The following is an 18,600-nucleotide window of genomic DNA, read 5'->3' as shown; positions in this document are numbered from 1 at the left end:
ATAAGTCTCAAGCAGCCCACAAAGAAGTGAGGAAAGCCCGTGCAGTTCCACCACCACGGTTATGTATCAGGTGACCCGCGGGTCGAGCCGGCCGCCGGCGTCGGAATCAACCGGCCGGCAGCGCTTCCGGACGAAGTCGATGTCCTCATCGTGGGCACTGGTCCTGCCGGGATGTTGACGGCGGCCCAGCTCGCGCAGTTCCCCGGAGTCACCACGCGCATCATCGAGCGTCGTCCAGGCCGCCTGGCCATTGGCCAAGCCGATGGCATCCAGGCCCGCAGCGTCGAGACATTCCAGGCATTTGGCTTCGCGGAACGGATCACTGCCGAGGCCTATCGCATCACCGAAATGGCGTTTTGGAAACCGGATCCGGCAGATCATTCCCGCATCGTCCGGTCTGCACGTGCCGTGGACGATCCCGCGGGTATCAGCGAATTTCCGCACTTGATCGTGAACCAAGCCCGCGTACTCGACTACTTTGCCGAGTTCATGGCCAACTCCCCCACCCGCATGGTCCCGGACTACGGATACGAGTTCCACAGCCTGAAGGTCACCGGCGAGGGCGACTACCCCGTTGAGGTAACCCTCGGTCACACCACTGGCCCCAACGAGGGCCAGGAACGCGTCATCCGCGCCAAGTACGTCGTGGGTGCCGACGGCGCCCGGAGCAAGGTCCGCGAGTCCATCGGCTGCCATTTGGCAGGAGACCAAGCGAACCACGCATGGGGCGTCATGGACGTCCTCGCCGTCACAGATTTTCCGGACATCCGCACCAAGTGCGCCATCCAGTCCGGCTCCGGCGGCAGCATCCTGCTGATCCCGCGCGAGGGCGGGCACCTGTTCCGCATGTACGTGGATCTCGGCGAGGTCGCCGCAGATGACCACGGCGCGGTGCGGAAAACCACCATCGAGCAAATCATTGCCAAAGCCAATGACATCCTGCACCCGTACACGCTGGATGTTCGAAACGTCGCCTGGCACAGTGTCTACGAAGTCGGCCACCGCCTCACAGACAGGTTCGACGACGTTCTGCCGGAGGAACGCGGCACCCGCACACCACGTGTGTTCATCACCGGCGACGCGTGCCACACCCACTCCGCCAAGGCCGGACAGGGAATGAACGTCAGCATGCAGGACGGGTTCAACATTGGCTGGAAACTTGGACACGTCCTTGAGGGCCGCAGCCCCGAGTCCCTGCTGGACACCTACTCCGCGGAACGTCAGGTTGTGGCCAAGAACCTCATCGACTTCGACAAGCAATGGTCCACGCTCATGGCCAAGAAGCCCGAAGAGTTCGAGGACCCGGCGGAGTTGGAAACCTTCTACACGAGTACTGCAGAATTCCCCGCCGGCTTCATGACCCAGTACGCGCCTTCGGTGCTGGTCGCCGAGCCGCGCCACCAGGAACTCGCAGCGGGTTTTCCGATCGGCAAACGCTTCAAATCCGCCCCGGTCCAACGGGTCTGCGACACCAATCCCATGCACCTGGGCCACCACGCCAAGGCAGACGGGCGGTGGCGGATCTATGTCTTCGCCGACGCTGCCGAAGCAGGCGCGCCTGGCCCTGTGGCGGACTTCGCCGAGTGGATCGCGAACTCGCCGGATTCACCGCTGGCCGCGACGCCGTCGGGCCTTGACCGTGACGCCTGGTTCGACGTCAAGGTGATTTACCAACAAGACCACACCCAGGTGGACATCAACTCCGTCCCCGCAGCGTTCAAACCGACAGTGGGACCGTTCAAGCTCACCTACCTCGAGAAGGTCTTCGGTACCGACCCGGCCAACGACATTTTCGAGTTGCGCGGCCTCAGCCGTGACGGCGTCGTGGTGGTTGTCCGCCCGGACCAATATGTCGCCAACGTTCTGCCCTTGACCGCGACGGCGGAACTCGCCGGCTTCTTCGCGCCGCTGCATTCGACGCAACGGTCCGCGAAGAACGTTGCGGAGGGTTTGGTGGGCCACCCAGCCTAAGGCTGCCTGAAGAGCCCGGGAGAGCACGTCCACTCCCGGGCGGCCTGTCCACAGGTGTCGGAGCCCAAAAGTGTCGGAGCGGTCAGGCAGAATAAATGTCATGGGGCGTTGGAGTGAAGAGAGAGTCATCAGCGCCGCCCCCGATTCCTCGTCCCTCGCCGCAGCCCGCAAACTGGCTCACCCGGGGCCGTGGTCAGATTCGGGGAGCAACGATGTCCTGGTGTGGGGCAAGTGCCAAGGCAGCGGAAAGACGCCTTATCAGGTGAGCGTGGACGTCGTTGCTCCTGCCTACAGATGCTCGTGCCCCAGCCGGAAGTTTCCCTGCAAGCATGCTTTGGCCTTGCTGCTTCTCTGGGCCCGGGGCGAAGCAGCAGAGGCGGGGACTGAAACAGCTGACTTTGCTCAGGAATGGGCAGCCCAACGCGCCGATCGCGCCACGGCCAAGGAACAGCGGCAATCCAGTCAAGCGGTGGACCCGGAAGCGCAAGCCAAGCGACTTGCCGCGCGGCTTGCCCTGATGGACGTCGGAATTTCCGATTTCGCCCGCTGGCTGACTGACGTAGTCCGGACCGGGCTGGCTGCGGCGCGGAAACAACCCTATCCCTGGTGGGACGCCGTGGCGGCGCGCCTGGTGGACGCCCAGCTCCCTGGGCTGGCCGAACAAGTGCGCCAGATGGCGTCGGATATCCATGGGAGGACGGACTGGGCTGACCACCTGCTCGTCAACATTGGCCGCTGGTGGGCCATGACCAAGGCTTGGTCGCAGAAAGACGGCCTTACCCCTGCGGAATTCGCTGACCTCAAAGCTGCTGTTGGTTGGGCCACTCCGTCTTCGGAGGTCCAGGACACAGAGGCGCTGGCCGGCCCCTGGCTCGTTTTGGGCGCCCACCGCAGTGATGACGGCAGGCTTCAGCAACAGAGGACCTGGCTTCGTTCACCCGACGGAATTGTCGTCGTCGTCCTTGACTTCGCCAGCCAGGGCCAGAGCCTCGCTACACCGCAACTCTCGGGCGCCGTACTGGAGGCAACCATAGCCCGTTATCCGGGCTCGGCCCCACAGCGGGCCATGTTCACCAGTCCCATCGCCCCGCAGGGCGTGGTGACAACACTTGGCGACGGCGGCAACGTCGAGCAGGCGCTCCAGCATGAGGCGGCCGCGGTGGCAGCCTCCCCGTGGAGGGTCCGGCATCCTGTGCTGTTGAGCGACGTGACGATCACCCCTGAGGGCAACGGCTGGATCCTCGACTCCGATGGCCGGGCGCTTCCCTTGGCCGACGCGCCCTTGGATTCGCTGCTGGCCATCACTGGCGGCCACCCGGTTGACGTCTTCGGCGAGCTAGAAGACGGCCACTTCCGTCCGTTGACTGTGGTCATCGAAGGCGAGGTCATGACGCCATGACATGGTTCGAGGAACTGCGCATCAGTTCGCTGGTGGGCACCGGAAGGCAGGATGCTCCATCGCCGCCTCCTGAATTGGGTGTTCGTGTCCCCGCTGGATTGTCCCGTGAAGAGTCGCTTCTGGACCAGGCCGCACTCGCCGACGTCGTGAGCCGCGCTTCCCGGGCAGTCTCCCTGCCGGGAACGGCCCGTCGCGTAACGCCGGCGCCAGTGGACCCAGCTCCAGCGGCCAGTGGCGAGGCAGCCCGCCTCCTTGAACTTCTCCTCAACCAGCCCCCTGTTGCTTTGGATCTTAGGAACCAGCTCGTAGCGGATTGGTTGCTGTTGGCCTCGGAGTCGCAGCGGCGGGTTCCGCGCCGCCTGCTCCCGGCGCTGTTCACGTTGGCTGCAAGGAGTTCGGAGGTCTACGGGGTGTTGGAACCGGCCATCGGAACCAGAGGCCGCTGGCTCCAGGATGTCAGCCCGGCGTGGTCGCCCGAGCCGGCGCCGATGCATACAGTTGCCACTGCTGATGCCGGCGATGCATCCGAATCCAAAGAACCCGTTGTAACGGCCCGCGCCCGGCTGGCCTCCGAGTGGAACTCCCTGAGTGCCAGGACGCGCGTCAGCCTCCTGAAAAGTGTTGGGGCCGAGCTCAGCGACGATGACGAAGAGCTGCTGGAACGGGGTCTGGACGACAAAGCCAAGGGAGTGCGGGAACTGGCCGCCGAGCTTCTGGACCGGCTTCCGGAGAGCGCGCGGGCGGGCCGTATGGCTGCCCGACTCACGCCCCTTCTCCAGGTAAGGGGCTTGTTGAACAAGCGCTTCGAGATCGATCTTCCATCGGAACCTGACGCCGCTGCACTGCGGGACGGGATCGCACCTGACCCCCGCAGTGGCGAGCCAAACCGGCTGGCCCGCTTGGACACCATTGTTCTTGGGGCCCCCTTGGAGGTGTGGACCGCAGTGTCCGGGAAAGGTCCCGAGGCAACAGTGGCCCTCCTCAAGGACGAGCCCCGGATTTTGGACCTGCTCACTGCCGTCGCTTCAAACAGGAACAACCTTGAATGGGCGCGGGCGCTGCTCACGGTCCGGACCGACGCCAGGCTCCTGCATTGCCTGCCGGTTGCTGAGCGCGAGCGTTGGTTGGAACGTCACATCCGACAGGGCGTTGACGAGCCATTGTCCTTGGCTTCTTTGCTGCGCGACGTTCCAGTGCCCTGGAGCAACAGCTTGGCTGAGGCCGTACTGAAGGTCGTTTCCGACAAAGACGGTGGTCGTCTGGCGTCCATGCTTTTCGATGTCCTTCCCACAGCCCTCCCACCGGAGTCCGCTGACTCGTGCCGGCGCTTGCTGGAGCGGAGCGATGACGACGCCGCCCGGCGTCGGGTTCTCCGCGACGCCGTCCAATATCAATCATTCAAACAATCCCTGACGGAGGCCTTCCGATGACCGCTGAACAAAACGGAGCTGAGGTTCTTCGCGCCCATGCCGAGGACGCGTACGCTGACGAACTCAACGCATTGGCCGCTGTTGACGATCGTCCGCGCCCTCCCAGCTGGCAGCTCTCGCCGTGGGCCGTCACCACCTATATCCTGGGTGGCACGCTGGCCAACGGGGTGCAGATCACCCCGAAGTACCTCGGCTCAGGGCGCCTGGTGGAAATCGCCGTGGCATCGCTGGCCACCGACAGGGCGCTCCTGCTGCTTGGGGTACCAGGAACGGCCAAGACCTGGCTCGGGGAACATCTGGCTGCCGCTGTTTCCGGCTCCTCAACGCTGGTTGTTCAGGGAACTGCCGGCACCCCGGAGGAGGCGATGCGTTACGGCTGGAACTACGCACGACTGCTGGCCGAGGGACCGTCCCGGACCGCCATGGTGCCAGGGCCCGTCATGCGTGCCATGGAAGCCGGAAGCCTGGTCCGGGTTGAGGAGTTGACCCGTATTCCTTCCGACGTGCAGGACTCCCTCATCACCATCCTGAGCGAAAAGACCCTGCCCATCCCCGAACTCAATGAAGAGGTTCAGGCCCGGAAGGGATTCAACGTCATCGCCACAGCCAACAACCGGGACAAAGGCGTCAACGACTTGTCCTCAGCACTCCGGCGGCGATTCAACACCGTGGTCCTGCCCCTCCCGGACAGCATCGACCAGGAAGTGGAGATCGTCACCACGCGCGTCCGCAGCCTGGGTGAGGCCCTGGAGCTCCCAGCAGATCTTGCCGCCCTGTCCGAGATCCGGCGGGTGGTGACCGTGATGCGTGAGCTTCGTTCCGGCGTGACGCAGGACCAGCGGACCACCATCAAGTCACCATCTGCCACGCTGTCCACTGCGGAAGCGATTTCCGTGATGACCAACGGACTGTCACTTGCAGCTCACTTCGGTGATGGAACCGTCAGGGCGGACGACGTTGCGGCGAGTTTGGTGGGCGCGGTGATCAAGGATCCGGTGCAGGATCGTGTCATCTGGCAGGAATACCTGGAAACGGTGGTCCGGAACCGGCCCGAATGGAAGGACCTGTACCGGGCCTGCCGCGATCTCGAATCCTCGAAATAGGCCATGACGGACGTCCATATTCTGGGAATCCGGCATCACGGACCCGGATCGGCGCACTCGGTGGCTGAGGCTCTGACGACGCTGCGGCCGAGCCTGGTCCTGGTGGAAGGACCGCCCGAACTCGACCAGGTCATGTCTCTGGTTGCGGATCCCGACATGGTCCCTCCCGTCGCCGGCCTGATCTACGCCGTCGACGAACCGCGGCTGGCTTCCTTCTATCCCATGGCCACTTTTTCGCCCGAGTGGGTTGCCATCCGGTGGGCGCTGTCCACCGGAACGCCGGTTCGCGCCATGGACCTCCCGGCTACCCATTCCCTTGCCCTCAACGCTGTATCCGGCCCGGCCCGGCCGGAGGGAGCTACGGATCCGGAAGAGGGACTGTCCGGCGAGCCTGAAAACGGCGACGACGACTCCACCGACGGCGGTATGCCCGCCACTCCCCCGCACCAGGCCTACCGCCCCGACGCTATCGGCCTCCTGGCAAAAGCGGCCGGCTACAGTGACGCCGAGCGCTGGTGGGAAGACGCGGTGGAGCACCGCGGTTCAGACCCTTCAGAACGGTTCGAGGCTCTCATCGATGCGATCAGGGAAATCCGGGCAACCGACGACCGCCCCGCTGACCATCCGGACGTCGTGGAAAACAACCGCAGGGAAGCGGCCATGAGACGTATCCTGCGGGCCGCCATGCGGGAAGGTCATGACAGGATCGTGGTCGTGTGCGGCGCCTACCATGCGCCTGCATTGGTCCCCGCCGGCTTTCCACCGGCTTCTGCTGATAACAAAGTCCTCTCAGGCCTTCCCAAGGTCAAGGTAGCGGTGACGTGGGTTCCATGGACTTCAGACCGCCTCAGCCTGCACAGCGGATACGGAGCCGGTGTCACAGCCCCGGGCTGGTACCAGCACCTCTTTGAGCACTGGATGGCGCGGGATACAGACAAAGACGTGGCCACAACATGGCTGGTACGTGTAGCCCATGCTTTGCGCAGGCAGAATCTGGACTCATCCACGGCCTCGGTGGTGGAAGCCAGCCGCATGGCCACCGCTTTGGCCGCTGTCCGCGGCCGGCCAAGTCCGGGACTCCCCGAGCTCGACGACGCCGCCCAGGCCGTCATGTGTGATGGGTCCGCACTTCCTTTGGAACTGGTGTATTCGGAACTGACTGTTGGCAAGGATCTTGGCATCGTTCCGGACACCGTGCCGACGCTGCCGTTGTTCGCGGACCTGGCTGCCAATCAACGGAAACTGCGCATGAAACCCGGTGCGATGGAAGAGGTCATGATCCTCGACCTGCGAAAACCGAACCAGTTGGCACGCTCGGTCCTGCTCCACCGGCTGGCGCTTTTAGGCGTGGACTGGGGCATGCCCACGGACACCGGCCGGACCACGGGCACATTCAAAGAGGCCTGGACCCTTCGATGGAGGCCCGAGCTGGCAGTGGGCTTGGTGGAGGCCAGCCGTTACGGCACCACGGTCGCTTCTGCCGCGGCAGCCTACGTCTCGGAACAAGCCCAGGCTGCGGAAGGGTTGCCCACCCTGGGAGCCCTGTTGGAAAGTTGCCTCCTGGCCGACCTTCCCGAGGGCATAGCCGGCGTCGTGTCCGCTTTGGCCGCCCGCACGGCGCTCCAGCAGGACGTGCCTCCACTGTTGGAGACCATCGCGCCACTGGCCCGTACCTGCAGGTATGGCAACGTTCGCAGTGTGGACATCAACGAGGTCCGGAAAATACTGGAAGCCACCGTGGTCCGGGCATGCGTAGGCCTGCCGACTGCCTGCGCCGGGCTGGATGACGACGCGGCAACTGCCATGCGCCGGGCCATCGACGCGGCGCAGGATGGCATGACGTTGCTGCCCGGACTGCCCATGGATGATTGGCACGCCGCTTTGGGCACCGTAGCGGCATCGGACAAGATCCATGGCTCGGTCGCAGGCCGGGCGACCAGGCTGCTCCTGGATGCCGGATTGCTGAACCCCGGCGAAGTGGCGGCCAGTCTGAGCCGGCGGCTGTCGGTCGCGACGCCCGCCCCCGAGGCCGCTGCATGGCTGGACGGTTTCCTGTCAGGCGACGCAACCTTGTTGATCCATGACGAGCGTCTGTTGAGACTTGTCGATGAATGGGTTGATGGTGTTCGCGACGATGTTTTTGAGGACGTCCTGCCTCTGCTTCGCAGGACTTTTTCTGCTTTCAGCCGTCCTGAACGGCGCGGGATTGGTGAGCAACTCAGTCGCACCGTCAACGCCGCCGATGCCACCGCTACACTGCATCTGGACATGGCGGCAGCAGGCCCGGCGATCAGTACGATGGCGCGGATTCTTGGTTGGGAGGCCATGGCGTGACCGAGATTCCTGAGAGAGGCGTTGAGTCCCGCGACCGTTTGGTCCGCTGGCGTTTGGTGCTGGGCGGGGATGATGCGGACGGAATTTCCGCCGACGGCGCCCCGGTGCAGTTGTCCGGGGATGACGCACGCCGCGACCAAGCACTTGAGGCACTCTACGGCGATGGTTCGTCGCGCCGAAGTGGCCTTGGATCCTCCAGCCCCCGGGTAGCCCGGTGGCTGGGTGACATCCGGGGCTACTTCCCGTCCTCCGTCGTCCAGGTCATGCAGGCCGATGCCATGGACCGGCTCGGCCTCCGGCAATTGCTCCTGGAACCCGAGATGCTGCGCACGGTGCAGCCGGACATCAATCTGGTCAGCACATTGGTGGGACTTGGCCGGGTGATTCCCGAAGCTTCCCGGGAAACTGCCCGCTCGGTGGTACGCCAGGTAACCAAGGAACTGGAGGACAGGCTCCGCGCCAAAACCATACAAGCCGTCTCCGGGGCCCTGAACCGCTCAGCCCGGACCCGCAGGCCCAAGCACCGGGACATTGACTGGGACAGGACAATCGCGGCCAATCTCAAGCACTACCAACCCGATTACCGGACGGTGGTTCCTGAACGGCTCATTGGCCATGCCAGGCGCAGTTCCGAGATCCAGCGCGAGATCATCCTGTGCATCGATCAGTCAGGATCCATGGCTGCGTCGGTGGTGTATTCGAGCGTTTTCGGTGCCGTGCTCAGTTCCCTGCCCTCCGTCAATACCCGCTTGGTGGTCTTCGATACAGAAGTTGTGGACCTGACCGATGAACTGGATGATCCCGTGGACGTCCTCTTCGGGGTGCAACTGGGAGGCGGTACGGACATCAACCGTGCCCTCGCCTATTGCCAGGATCAGATCACCAAGCCCGCCGAGACCATCCTGGTATTGATCAGCGATCTTTACGAGGGCGGGATAGCCGAGGAAATGTTGCGGCGGGCAGCGTCCATTGTCGGGGGCGGAACCACCATGATCGCGTTGCTGGCGCTGAGCGACAGTGGCCACCCCTCTTTCGACTCACAGCACGCTGCAGCGCTGGCCGGTATCGGGGTACCGGCGTTCGCCTGCACCCCGGACCTCTTTCCGGAGATGATGGCTGCAGCCATCGAACGCAGGGATGTCGGAGAGTGGGCGGCCTCCCAGGACATACCAACAACCCATGAACCCTAGGCTGCCCGCACGGAATCCGGTGGGATCTGGCGGAGGATGCCAAAGGGCGCGAGAATGGGCAGGTGGTCACTCCACGTGCCAGCGGGACCGGCGACACCATGAACCAGGCGGCCCGCAAAATACAACGCGTCTACCTCACTTTGACGCTGGGTAATACGGTTGCGGCGTCCTTCATCTGGGGCATCAACACACTGTTCCTGTTGGACGCCGGCCTCAGCAACCTTGAGGCTTTTGCAGCCAATGCGTTCTTCACCGCCGGCATGGTCCTTTTCGAAATACCCACCGGCGTGGTGGCCGACGGCTGGGGACGGCGAGCCTCGTTCCTCCTTGGCACCGTGACACTGGCCGGTTCCACCTACCTGTACTACCTGCTGTGGCAGGTCTCGGCGCCCTTCTGGATGTGGGCGGTCGCGTCGGTCCTCCTTGGCCTTGGATTCACGTTCTTCTCCGGGGCCGTGGAAGCGTGGCTTGTTGATGCCCTTCGCTTCTCAGGGTACGAGGGCGGACTTGAATCCGTACTCGGCCGCGGCCAGATGGTCCAAGGCGTCGCCATGCTTCTGGGTTCCGTGGCCGGCGGAGTCATAGCTCAAGCAACCAACCTTGGCGTGCCGTTCCTCTTGCGCGTCCTGGTGTTGCTCGCCATGTTCGCTGTCGCCTTTGGGCTCATGCACGACGTCGGGTTCGAACCTGAGCGCTCCACGCACCCACTGCGCGCCACCCGGGCGGTTCTCACGGCCTCGATCGAGAACGGCTTGAAGAACCCACCCGTCCGGTTCGTGATGCTGGCCGCTCCCTTCAGTGCCGGCGTCGGGATCTATGTGTTTTACGCATTGCAGCCTTACCTGTTGGATCTCTTTGGCGACCCGCACGCGTATTCGATCGCCGGCCTCGCAGCAGCAATTGTTGCCGGCTCGCAGGTCCTGGGCGGTTGGCTTGCCCCGCATGCCCGGCGGCTTTTCCATAAGCGCACTTCTGTGTTGATCCTGGGCGGACTGGCTGGCTTCGTGGTCCTGTTGGTCCTTGGATTCATCCACAGTTTTTGGATTGCCTTGCTACTGTTGGCGCTATGGGGCGTGATGGGCTCGGCGGTCACCCCAGTCCGCCAGGCGTACGTCAATGACATGATCCCGTCCAAGCAGCGCGCCACTGTCCTCAGCTTTGACTCCTTGATGGGCTCAAGTGGAGGTGTGGTGATCCAGCCGCTCCTGGGCCGTGGCGCCGATCTGTTTGGATACCCGGCCTCCCTGGCCATGGCCGGGGTCATTGAGCTCCTTGCCGTGCCGTTCCTGCTGGCAAGCCGCAAGCAGGGTGCAGCGGCCGACCACGCCAGCACGGCCGAAACCAACCAGAACTACTGAAAGCGTTGTCGACACGTGATCTCATTGCAGCAGGACTCCGAAGGATTCATCCGGATGAAGAGGCATTTTCCTTCGAGCGTATCGGTGGCAATCGACTTCGCCGATGGAACCCGTGAAGTCGTTGCCGGCAGCCGGCTCAACGCGATCTACGATGAAGCGTTGGCTGCCTACAGGGCGGGAAACCACCTCGATGCCAAGGGCTTCAACCGGGGTCCTGCCAAGAAAGTCCAGCAGTCCATTGAGTTTGTCCAGGTCTCCAAGGGAATGGGCCAGCCGCTACCTTCGCCCTGAGGCATGATCCACGCAGAACGGCGTCCACGGTCTGGCTTCGAGCCGGCCTTCCGGAATCTCAACCCCGCAGACCTCGCAACTGCCATAGTGTCCTGCCGCGATCCGCTCCAGCGCGGCGTCGATTTGCTCCAACCCCTGCCTGCTTTGGTCAAGCAGGGCTGATGCCTGGGACAGCTCGAAGGCTATGGTGCTGCCCTCTGGATCATGTTCGTCGTCCACGTTGGAATCCTGCCGTGCCATGCTGACCGACGTGATGTCGCTTCGAAGGGCCGCGAGGAGAGTGAGCCGGCGTTCGCGCTCCTGCAGCAGGAGCAGCCGGAACCGCCCTGCATCAACCACGGCTGCTCATAGGTCTACAGTGCCGCTTTCACCAACACTGAACCGCGAATTGGTGACCTTGGACTTGACCCATTGAAGGACGGTAGCTGCAGTGCCTCCGGGACTGGTCCAATATTCCGCGGAATCCGAGTCCACGCGGAGGAGGCATACCTCGGGAGTGTCGGGGCCGTCAGGGAACCACGCCTCAACTACCTGGTTCCACATGTGATGGATTGTGGCCCGGTCGGTGACAACCTCGGCCTTGCCCGCGACCGAGACCCATTCGGTGTTTTTTCCGAAAGACACATTGACCCGGGGATCCTGCCGGACATGGGAAACCTGGGAGGTTTCCAGTCCCGTAAAGAACCACATGTCGCCGTCGTCCTGGACTTCCTGCACGGCCAGGGGCCGGCTGACCAAGGCGCCGTCTTCATTGATGGTGGTCAGCATCCCGATTTTGGAAGCGTTGATGATGTCCGTGACTTTGCTGATGCCCTGCTCTTCCGTCATGTTCGGCTCCACTTCCCATTGGCAGGGGACTCTCCCCCGCCAACAGCCTATTAGTAAGTTTGCTTATTTACTAGGCGGGCAAGGGATGAACCGCCCGAAGCGGGGTGATCCGGCTGAGCCGGGAATCATGACGGTGTCCCATCCGTTCTCTTCATAAGCGAACTGCCGTCGGCAGACGCGCGTGCCCGGGCACGGGCAGGCATAGCACTAGGAAGTTTGGGGACTGCCATGATGTTGAACGAAACTGTTGCCCACCTCCGGGCCGCCCATTTGATGGTCCGGGACGCCAAAGAGTGGGATGCGTTGTCCCTGGCTCTCACGGATGCATACATCGCCAAAGACGAGGACCTCGTGGAACAGCTGCTGCCACCGTTCCTGCAATCCTGGCGGACCGTCACCCGCTATGTCCTCCGTGACACTTTCGACAACGCCGGCATCTCCGTAGCCGACCCCAATGACCCGTGGGGAATTGCGGTCCTGAGCACGCGCGGAATCACGGCCGAGCCCCTCCTGTGCGTCGCAACAGCACCCAGTGGGTTCCAGGAAAGTACCGCCGGCCTCCCCGGCATCGGTACGGTGAACCTGGATGGCCTGCGCCTGATGACTTTCCCGGAAACCATGGACAGCTATGCCGAAGCATTGGCGCCCTTGTTCAGCGAGCAGGCTGACCGGGTTCAGCGAGCAGGTTGACCGGATTCAGCGAGCAGGTTGACCGGCACGACGGCCAGGCCCTCAACCCCTTCCCAGTGGGGCGTCAATGACACGGGGAACGTACTCGAGCAACTGCAGCCGGCCGTCGAAGGTGCGGCTCTCCACCATGTCCAAGGCGACATCTGGGTACCCGTCATAGATCCGTTCCCTACCCGTTTTCCCGGTAATTACGGGGAAGACCACCAAGCGGTATCTGTCCACCAGCCCGGCTGACAGAAGTGAACGGCAAAGGCTCAGGCTCCCAAGGGTGCTCAGCGTGCCGGTCCTTGTCCGCTTCATTTCCCGTACCGCGTCCACCGCATCACCGGAGACGAGCTCGGAGTTGGGCCAGGCCAGCGGCTCTTTGAGGGTCGAGGAGAAGATCACCTTGGGCATGGCGGCCAAGCCCATGAGTGTTTCGCCCTCCTCCTTGGAAAACTCCGACCCCGTCTCTGTTGCTTGCCCGGACATGCCGGACATCACCCGGTAGGTGTTTGCCCCCATGAGCAAGGTGAAGTCCTTCTTGGATTCTTCGTCGAGCCATGCCAGGTATTCGGGCCCTTCAAGCCCCCACCAGCCCGGCCACCCCTCGGCTGATGCGTAGCCATCCAGGGAGATAATGAGATCCACCATCAGGGTTGCAGCTTCGTTGCTCATAACAGTCCTCCGGCATGCCCGTCCTTGTTAGCCCGCGCGCAAATCGTAGCCCCGGTGGAATCAGGCGTTCAAGAGCTCTGCTGAATGACCACGAGTACCAGCCCTCCGATGGTGCTGACGAGCCCGACCCCTGTGAGGATCCAACCAAGGATCAACACCGTGTGGTCGTACCGGGGAGGCTCAAGGGAGCACCGTGACGGATGGCAGGCATCGTAGTGGACCACCACGGGTTTGGATCCGGTGCTGCCTTCGTTGGCGGCAACATCCAGCAGGACCTTCCGCTCCTCCTGGTCCTGGTCCACCCAGTGAAGTCCAAGGAAGCCGCCGGCGGCGAACTGCTCGCCGTCCGCAGTCACCCATTGGCACCTTCGGCTGGCGATGATCCACGCCCATACCAGCAGGGGCACACCCGGGACGAACCCCACCCAGGTCATCATTTCCAGGATGGGGCCAAGGAAATCCAAGGATCCGGCCATGACTCGATCCTAAACGGGCCGGCGATCATCGGACACCCGGCGTCCTGGAAGGTGACCGGCCGAACTACGTGCGAGGCTTGTTCCATGGACTTGCACATCCCTCCTTCCCTGACGGTTCCTGCGTCGGAGCTGAGTTGGAGATTCTCCCGCTCCTCGGGGCCGGGCGGACAACACGTCAATACCACCGACAGCCGGGCGGAGCTGACCTGGGATATCGCCGCTTCGACCACCTTGACCGACGAACAACGGCAACTGCTGCTCAAGCGCTTGGGACGGCGGCTCGTAGCGGGCGCGATTACGGTGACAGCGTCTGAGGAGCGGTCGCAGTTGAGGAACCGGGAGCTTGCCCTGGCCAAGCTCGCCGGACTCGTCGCTGCCGGACTTGTACCGGAAACCGTTCGTCGAGCTTCCAAGCCCACCCGCAGTTCAGCCCGCCGCCACCGGGTCGCCAAAGAACATCGATCAGCCACCAAACAGCAACGACGGCGGCCTGCCGCCGAATAGCGCGGCATCTCTTCCGGCGCCGGCGGCAATAAGCCAGCCCAATCTTGCCTTCTCAGTTAGCCACCTTTGACGGTGACCTTGCCGCTGGCTCCAAACCACGCAATGCTGCCGCCTTGGAAATCTTGAACAACAGCGCCGCCGGAAGCGTACTCGTCCGAGGTTGGGTAGCCGAGCGGGCCCTTCTCGTACCCGTGCTGGCCCCACAGGGAACGGATGGCTCCCATGCTGATATGGGTGCCACTGGCCGGCGAGGAGTAGATGGAGCCATTTTCATACGCCTGGCCAACGCCGCCGTTGACCATGCCCGGGATTTCATCCGACACCGGATATCCCAAAACGCCCGTTTCGTAACCGAGGGAGCCCCACTTGATGCGGATCAAGCCTGTGCTGGGGTGGGCTCCCGTTGTGGGAGTGAAGTAGATGGAACCGCCTTCATATGCCTGGCCAATCCCGCCTTTGGCCATGGCCGGGATCTCGTCCGTGGTCGGATAACCGAGGAAGCCCTTCTCGTATCCTGAAGAACCCCAAGCAGCACGTATGGCACCCATGCTGATATGCGCGCCCGTACTTCCACCCCAGTAGATGGATCCGTTCTGGTAGGCCTGGCCCAGGGCTCCCCGGGTCATTGGAACCTCATCGGATGCCGGGTATCCAAGCATTCCATTCTCAAATCCCGTCGATCCCCACTTCCCACGAATAACCCCCGTGCTGAAGAAGGTCCCGGACACCGGCAAGTGATAGATGGAGCCATATTGGAAGGCCTGACCTGCACCGCCGTTTTTGAGGCCATACATTTCGCTGCTGACGGGATCACCGGCGTAGGCCGGCCCGCCGATGGCGGCGTACTTATTCGTAATCGCTCCGAACGGCGAGCTGCTGTAGGGAGTGAAGATGTCATCCACTGCACCCATGATGATGCGGTCACCGGGCCGGTTGGTCTTCAGCAGCCGAACTACGGTGTCCAGGTTCGTGGAGATGCACCCGGCACTGGGGACGTTGCCTGCGTGGAAGAAAATGGCATAGGACGCACCTTGGACCGTGGGCATGTCCGGGTAGCGGTTCCAGTTGATGACGGCGGCTTGCTCGTAGAAGCCTTGGTTCATATATGTCCAGAGGTTCTCGTCCGATTCACCGCCTGCACCCTCGAAGTACTGGTTGTACGTTGGACCGTGTTCGCCTCCCCAGCGGGAAGACGGGTTCACGGTGTAGTACTTCAAGGCGGTTCCCGGATTTGACCTGCCCAAGGCCTCCGTGAAACTGAAACTTCCCGTCGGCGACTTCCACGTGTCTTCCCAGGCCTTGTTCTGCTCAGAAAACCCTTTGGACCCGGCAAATCCTGTGGTCTGCCATTCCTGCGCGTACCCCGAGCCGGACCTGACACAACCCGTGATGACCACTTCGGTCCGGGATCGATCCGTCGCCGTCGCAAAGGTGACCCTGTTGGCCGCGTACGAGGGGTATTTCACCTGCCCGGCGCTGAGGCGCTGGCACGGGCCATAGACCTGCGGAGCCGCTTCCGCAGCCATCGGGAGCACCAGGGAAGCCCCCGCCAACCCCATTGCGAGCACTGCCGCGGACACTATTCTCTTGATCACGAGCATTCCCCCACGAGGTACATCAGGAAGGGTCCATTCGGTCCCCTCTGCAGGTTATGGGACCAGCGGGGAAGTTCCCGGCAGCGCCGTGCCGAAACGGGCCGGGGCGGACGGCAGATAGAGTCATAGCAATGGACAGTGACCTGACAATCGCCGAAATGACAATCCCCGACCAGACTGGAGCCACGCAGCCTACCCAGCAATCCGCAGACCTCGACGACGGCCTGGTCAAAGTTCGGGGCGCCCGGGAGAACAACCTCCGGAACGTGGACGTGGACGTTCCACGCGACGCCATCGTTGCTTTCACGGGTGTCTCCGGCTCCGGAAAGTCCTCGCTGGCTTTCGGCACCATCTTCGCCGAAGCGCAACGGCGCTACTTCGAATCCGTCGCTCCGTATGCCCGCCGCCTCATCCAACAAGGCCACAACCCCAAAGTGGAGTCCATTACGGGGCTGCCACCCGCCGTCGCGCTCCAACAACGCAGGGGAACCGCCACCGCGCGGTCCACAGTGGGCACCCTCACAACTTTGTCCAACTCGCTGCGGATGCTCTTTTCGCGGGCGGGCAAATATCCGGAAGGGGCCCGGCAACTCGACTCCGATGCGTTCTCGCCGAACACCGCTGCCGGCGCCTGCCCGGAATGCCACGGACTCGGCGTGGCCCATACAGTGACCGAAGGGTCCCTGGTTCCCGATCCGTCCTTGACCATCCGCGAGGGTGCCATCGCGGCGTGGCCGGGCGCCTGGCAGGGCAAGAATCTCCGGGACATCCTCACCCATCTGGGCTACGACGTCGACACCGCATGGAGGAAGCTCCCCAAAAAGGACCGTGACTGGATTCTTTTCACCGACGAGCAACCAGTGGTGGAGGTGACCCCGCAACGGGACCGGGTGGCCAAACCCTACAAAGGCAGGTTCTGGAGTGCAAAGAGCTACGTCCTCCACACCCTGGCAGATTCCAAGAGCAGCACCATGCGTGATCGTGTGCTGCGCTTCATGGAAACCGGGCAATGCCCGGTCTGTGGAGGAAGCGGCCTTAGGCCCGAGGCGTTGGCGGTCACTTTTGCAGGGAAAACCATCGCCGAGCTCAATGCAATGCCCATGACCGACCTGGCTGAGTTGATCACTCCCACTACGCGGCTGAAAGCCGCCAGCACTGCCTCAAGAACGCAGACCTCCGGGGAAATCAACGAAGTAGCAGTCGCCATCACCCGGGACCTGTTGAGCCGCATCACGGTACTGCTGGATCTCGGGCTGGGCTACCTCGCCCTCGGCCGGCCAACACCCACCCTCTCTCCCGGCGAAATGCAGCGCCTCCGGATTGCCACGCAATTGCGGTCCGGACTCTTCGGCGTCGTTTACGTGCTCGATGAGCCTTCAGCCGGCCTTCATCCGGCCGACGCCGAACCACTCCTCGCCGTGCTGGATAGCCTGAAGAGTTCCGGCAACTCTGTGTTCGTGGTGGAGCACAACATGGACTTCGTTCGTGCCTCGGACTGGCTGGTGGACGTTGGACCACATGCCGGCGAGGGCGGCGGCCAGGTGCTTTATAGCGGCCCCGTACAGGGGTTGGCGGCTGTGGAGGATTCGGTGACACGGCCGTTCCTTTTCCCTGACACCCACAACAACAACGGCACCGCTGCTGAAAGGCCCGACGACGACCACCTCGCCACCGGGACCGGGACGGAACCAGCCCCTGCTGGGCCGCGGGAAGCCAAAGGCTGGCTGAACCTTCGACATGTTTCCCGGCACAACCTGCGCGATCTCCACGTCGATTTCCCGCTGGGGGTCTTCACTGCGGTAACCGGCGTTTCCGGATCCGGAAAGTCCACCTTGGTCAGCCGGGTCCTCGCCGATGTGGTGGGCGGCGGACTGCACCCGGAACCCGGTAAGGGCAACGGCGACAGCGCCATTGCCGGTGGTCCTGACGGGGCTCCTGACGGCCAGGACGCTGGGAAAGGCTCCGCCCTTGTATCCGGGCTCCACGAAATCGACAGGCTCGTGCAGGTTGACCAGAAGCCGATCGGCCGCACCCCACGATCGAACCTGGCCACCTACACCGGGCTTTTCGACGGAGTGCGGAAGGAGTTCGCCGCCACTGATGAGGCCCGCTCCCGCGGATTCGGAGCAGGACGGTTTTCCTTCAACGTGGCCGGAGGACGATGCGAAACGTGCCAGGGAGAAGGGTTCGTGGCGGTGGAACTGTTGTTCCTGCCCGGGAGCTATGGCCCCTGCCCCGAATGCCACGGTTCACGCTTCAACCCGGAAACCCTGGAAGTGACCTACCGTGGACAGACCATCGCCGACGTCCTGGGCATGACCGTCAATGCGGCGTCCCGTTTCCTGGCGGATCTGCCATCAGTTTCCCGCAGCCTCCAAACCCTGAAAGAGGTTGGTCTGGGCTACCTCCGACTTGGGCAACCGGCAACGGAGTTGTCCGGCGGAGAAGCACAACGCATCAAGCTGGCCACGGAACTGCAGCGCATCCAACGTGGACACACCCTGTACTTGTTGGACGAACCCACCACCGGCTTGCATCCTGCGGACGTCCAACTCCTGATGGCACAACTCCACCGGCTGGTCGATGCGGGCAACACGGTGGTGGTGGTCGAACACGACATGGACGTGGTTGCGGCAGCGGACTGGGTGATCGACCTCGGCCCCGGAGGCGGCGACGCCGGCGGTGAGGTGCTGGCCGCAGGGCCGCCGGCCGTCGTCGCGCGTTCCATGGCAAGCCGGACGGCACCCTATCTGGGCGCCGCCCTGGCGCGGTAG

Annotated in this window: 16 protein-coding genes; 11 read left to right on the top strand and 5 right to left on the bottom strand. The window is 63.3% G+C overall.

Annotated elements, in window-relative coordinates:
- Positions 1-39 precede the first annotated feature (39 nt).
- From AB0N72_RS01990 to AB0N72_RS01955, 8 genes are all read left to right on the top strand, one after another.
- Positions 40-1,971, top strand: a complete 1,932-nt coding sequence (locus AB0N72_RS01990; RefSeq protein WP_363931635.1) for an FAD-binding monooxygenase — start codon at positions 40-42, stop codon at positions 1,969-1,971.
- A 100-nt stretch (positions 1,972-2,071) separates the two neighbouring features.
- A complete protein-coding gene (locus AB0N72_RS01985; protein ID WP_363931634.1) occupies positions 2,072-3,370 on the top strand; it encodes an SWIM zinc finger family protein in 1,299 nt (432 codons plus the stop codon).
- Positions 3,367-4,800, top strand: a complete 1,434-nt coding sequence (locus tag AB0N72_RS01980; protein WP_363931633.1) for a DUF5691 domain-containing protein — start codon at positions 3,367-3,369, stop codon at positions 4,798-4,800. Before AB0N72_RS01985 ends, AB0N72_RS01980 begins: the two co-directional genes overlap by 4 nt.
- Positions 4,797-5,903 carry an AAA family ATPase gene (locus tag AB0N72_RS01975; protein WP_363931631.1) on the top strand — a complete coding sequence of 369 codons (1,107 nt, stop codon included), beginning with the start codon at positions 4,797-4,799 and terminating at the stop codon, positions 5,901-5,903. Before AB0N72_RS01980 ends, AB0N72_RS01975 begins: the two co-directional genes overlap by 4 nt.
- 3 nt (positions 5,904-5,906) lie before the next feature.
- On the top strand, positions 5,907-8,237 hold the full coding sequence (locus AB0N72_RS01970) for a DUF5682 family protein (RefSeq protein ID WP_363931630.1): 2,331 nt from the start codon (positions 5,907-5,909) through the stop codon (positions 8,235-8,237).
- Positions 8,234-9,427, top strand: coding sequence for a VWA domain-containing protein (locus tag AB0N72_RS01965; RefSeq protein WP_363931629.1), 1,194 nt, complete (start codon positions 8,234-8,236; stop codon positions 9,425-9,427). Before AB0N72_RS01970 ends, AB0N72_RS01965 begins: the two co-directional genes overlap by 4 nt.
- A 98-nt stretch (positions 9,428-9,525) precedes the next feature.
- Positions 9,526-10,785: an MFS transporter gene (locus AB0N72_RS01960; protein ID WP_363931664.1), complete on the top strand. Its 1,260-nt coding sequence runs from the start codon at positions 9,526-9,528 to the stop codon at positions 10,783-10,785.
- 15 nt (positions 10,786-10,800) lie between these two features.
- Complete coding sequence (locus AB0N72_RS01955; protein WP_363931627.1) at positions 10,801-11,076, top strand: hypothetical protein; 276 nt, start codon at positions 10,801-10,803, stop codon at positions 11,074-11,076.
- On the opposite strand, the gene AB0N72_RS01950 is transcribed toward AB0N72_RS01955, so the two are convergent.
- Together AB0N72_RS01950 and AB0N72_RS01945 are read right to left on the bottom strand one after the other, a co-directional pair.
- On the bottom strand, positions 11,062-11,415 hold the full coding sequence (locus AB0N72_RS01950; protein WP_363931626.1) for a TraR/DksA C4-type zinc finger protein: 354 nt from the start codon (positions 11,413-11,415) through the stop codon (positions 11,062-11,064). The two genes, AB0N72_RS01955 and AB0N72_RS01950, sit on opposite strands and share 15 nt — an antisense overlap.
- A gap of 6 nt (positions 11,416-11,421) precedes the next feature.
- The gene (locus AB0N72_RS01945) at positions 11,422-11,904 is read right to left on the bottom strand and encodes a pyridoxamine 5'-phosphate oxidase family protein (RefSeq protein ID WP_363931625.1); all 483 of its coding nucleotides are present in this window, start codon (positions 11,902-11,904) and stop codon (positions 11,422-11,424) included.
- A gap of 228 nt (positions 11,905-12,132) precedes the next feature.
- Here AB0N72_RS01945 and AB0N72_RS01940 point away from each other — a divergent pair, with 228 nt between their 5' ends.
- Positions 12,133-12,594 carry a hypothetical protein gene (locus AB0N72_RS01940; RefSeq protein ID WP_363931624.1) on the top strand — a complete coding sequence of 154 codons (462 nt, stop codon included), beginning with the start codon at positions 12,133-12,135 and terminating at the stop codon, positions 12,592-12,594.
- 42 nt (positions 12,595-12,636) lie between these two features.
- Here the strand turns inward: AB0N72_RS01940 and AB0N72_RS01935 are convergent, their stop codons facing one another.
- Positions 12,637-13,251: a dihydrofolate reductase family protein gene (locus AB0N72_RS01935; protein WP_363931623.1), complete on the bottom strand. Its 615-nt coding sequence runs from the start codon at positions 13,249-13,251 to the stop codon at positions 12,637-12,639.
- Between the two features lie 68 nt (positions 13,252-13,319).
- On the bottom strand, positions 13,320-13,727 hold the full coding sequence (locus AB0N72_RS01930; RefSeq protein ID WP_363931622.1) for a hypothetical protein: 408 nt from the start codon (positions 13,725-13,727) through the stop codon (positions 13,320-13,322).
- 84 nt (positions 13,728-13,811) lie between these two features.
- Here AB0N72_RS01930 and arfB point away from each other — a divergent pair, with 84 nt between their 5' ends.
- On the top strand, positions 13,812-14,231 hold the full coding sequence (gene arfB, locus AB0N72_RS01925) for an alternative ribosome rescue aminoacyl-tRNA hydrolase ArfB (protein ID WP_363931621.1): 420 nt from the start codon (positions 13,812-13,814) through the stop codon (positions 14,229-14,231).
- A 56-nt stretch (positions 14,232-14,287) separates the two neighbouring features.
- Here arfB and AB0N72_RS01920 read toward each other — a convergent pair whose 3' ends face one another.
- A complete protein-coding gene (locus AB0N72_RS01920; RefSeq protein WP_363931620.1) occupies positions 14,288-15,826 on the bottom strand; it encodes a hypothetical protein in 1,539 nt (512 codons plus the stop codon).
- Positions 15,827-15,984: 158 nt separating this feature from the next.
- On the opposite strand from AB0N72_RS01920, the gene AB0N72_RS01915 reads away from it, so the two are divergent.
- Positions 15,985-18,600, top strand: a complete 2,616-nt coding sequence (locus tag AB0N72_RS01915; RefSeq protein ID WP_363931663.1) for an excinuclease ABC subunit UvrA — start codon at positions 15,985-15,987, stop codon at positions 18,598-18,600.

It is taken from the genome of Paenarthrobacter sp. NPDC089307, assembly GCF_040685055.1.
In the GTDB taxonomy this organism is placed as follows: Bacteria; Actinomycetota; Actinomycetes; order Actinomycetales; family Micrococcaceae; genus Arthrobacter.
The sequence above is the reverse complement of the archived record's forward strand: the minus strand, read 5'-3'. Positions and strand labels throughout refer to the sequence as shown.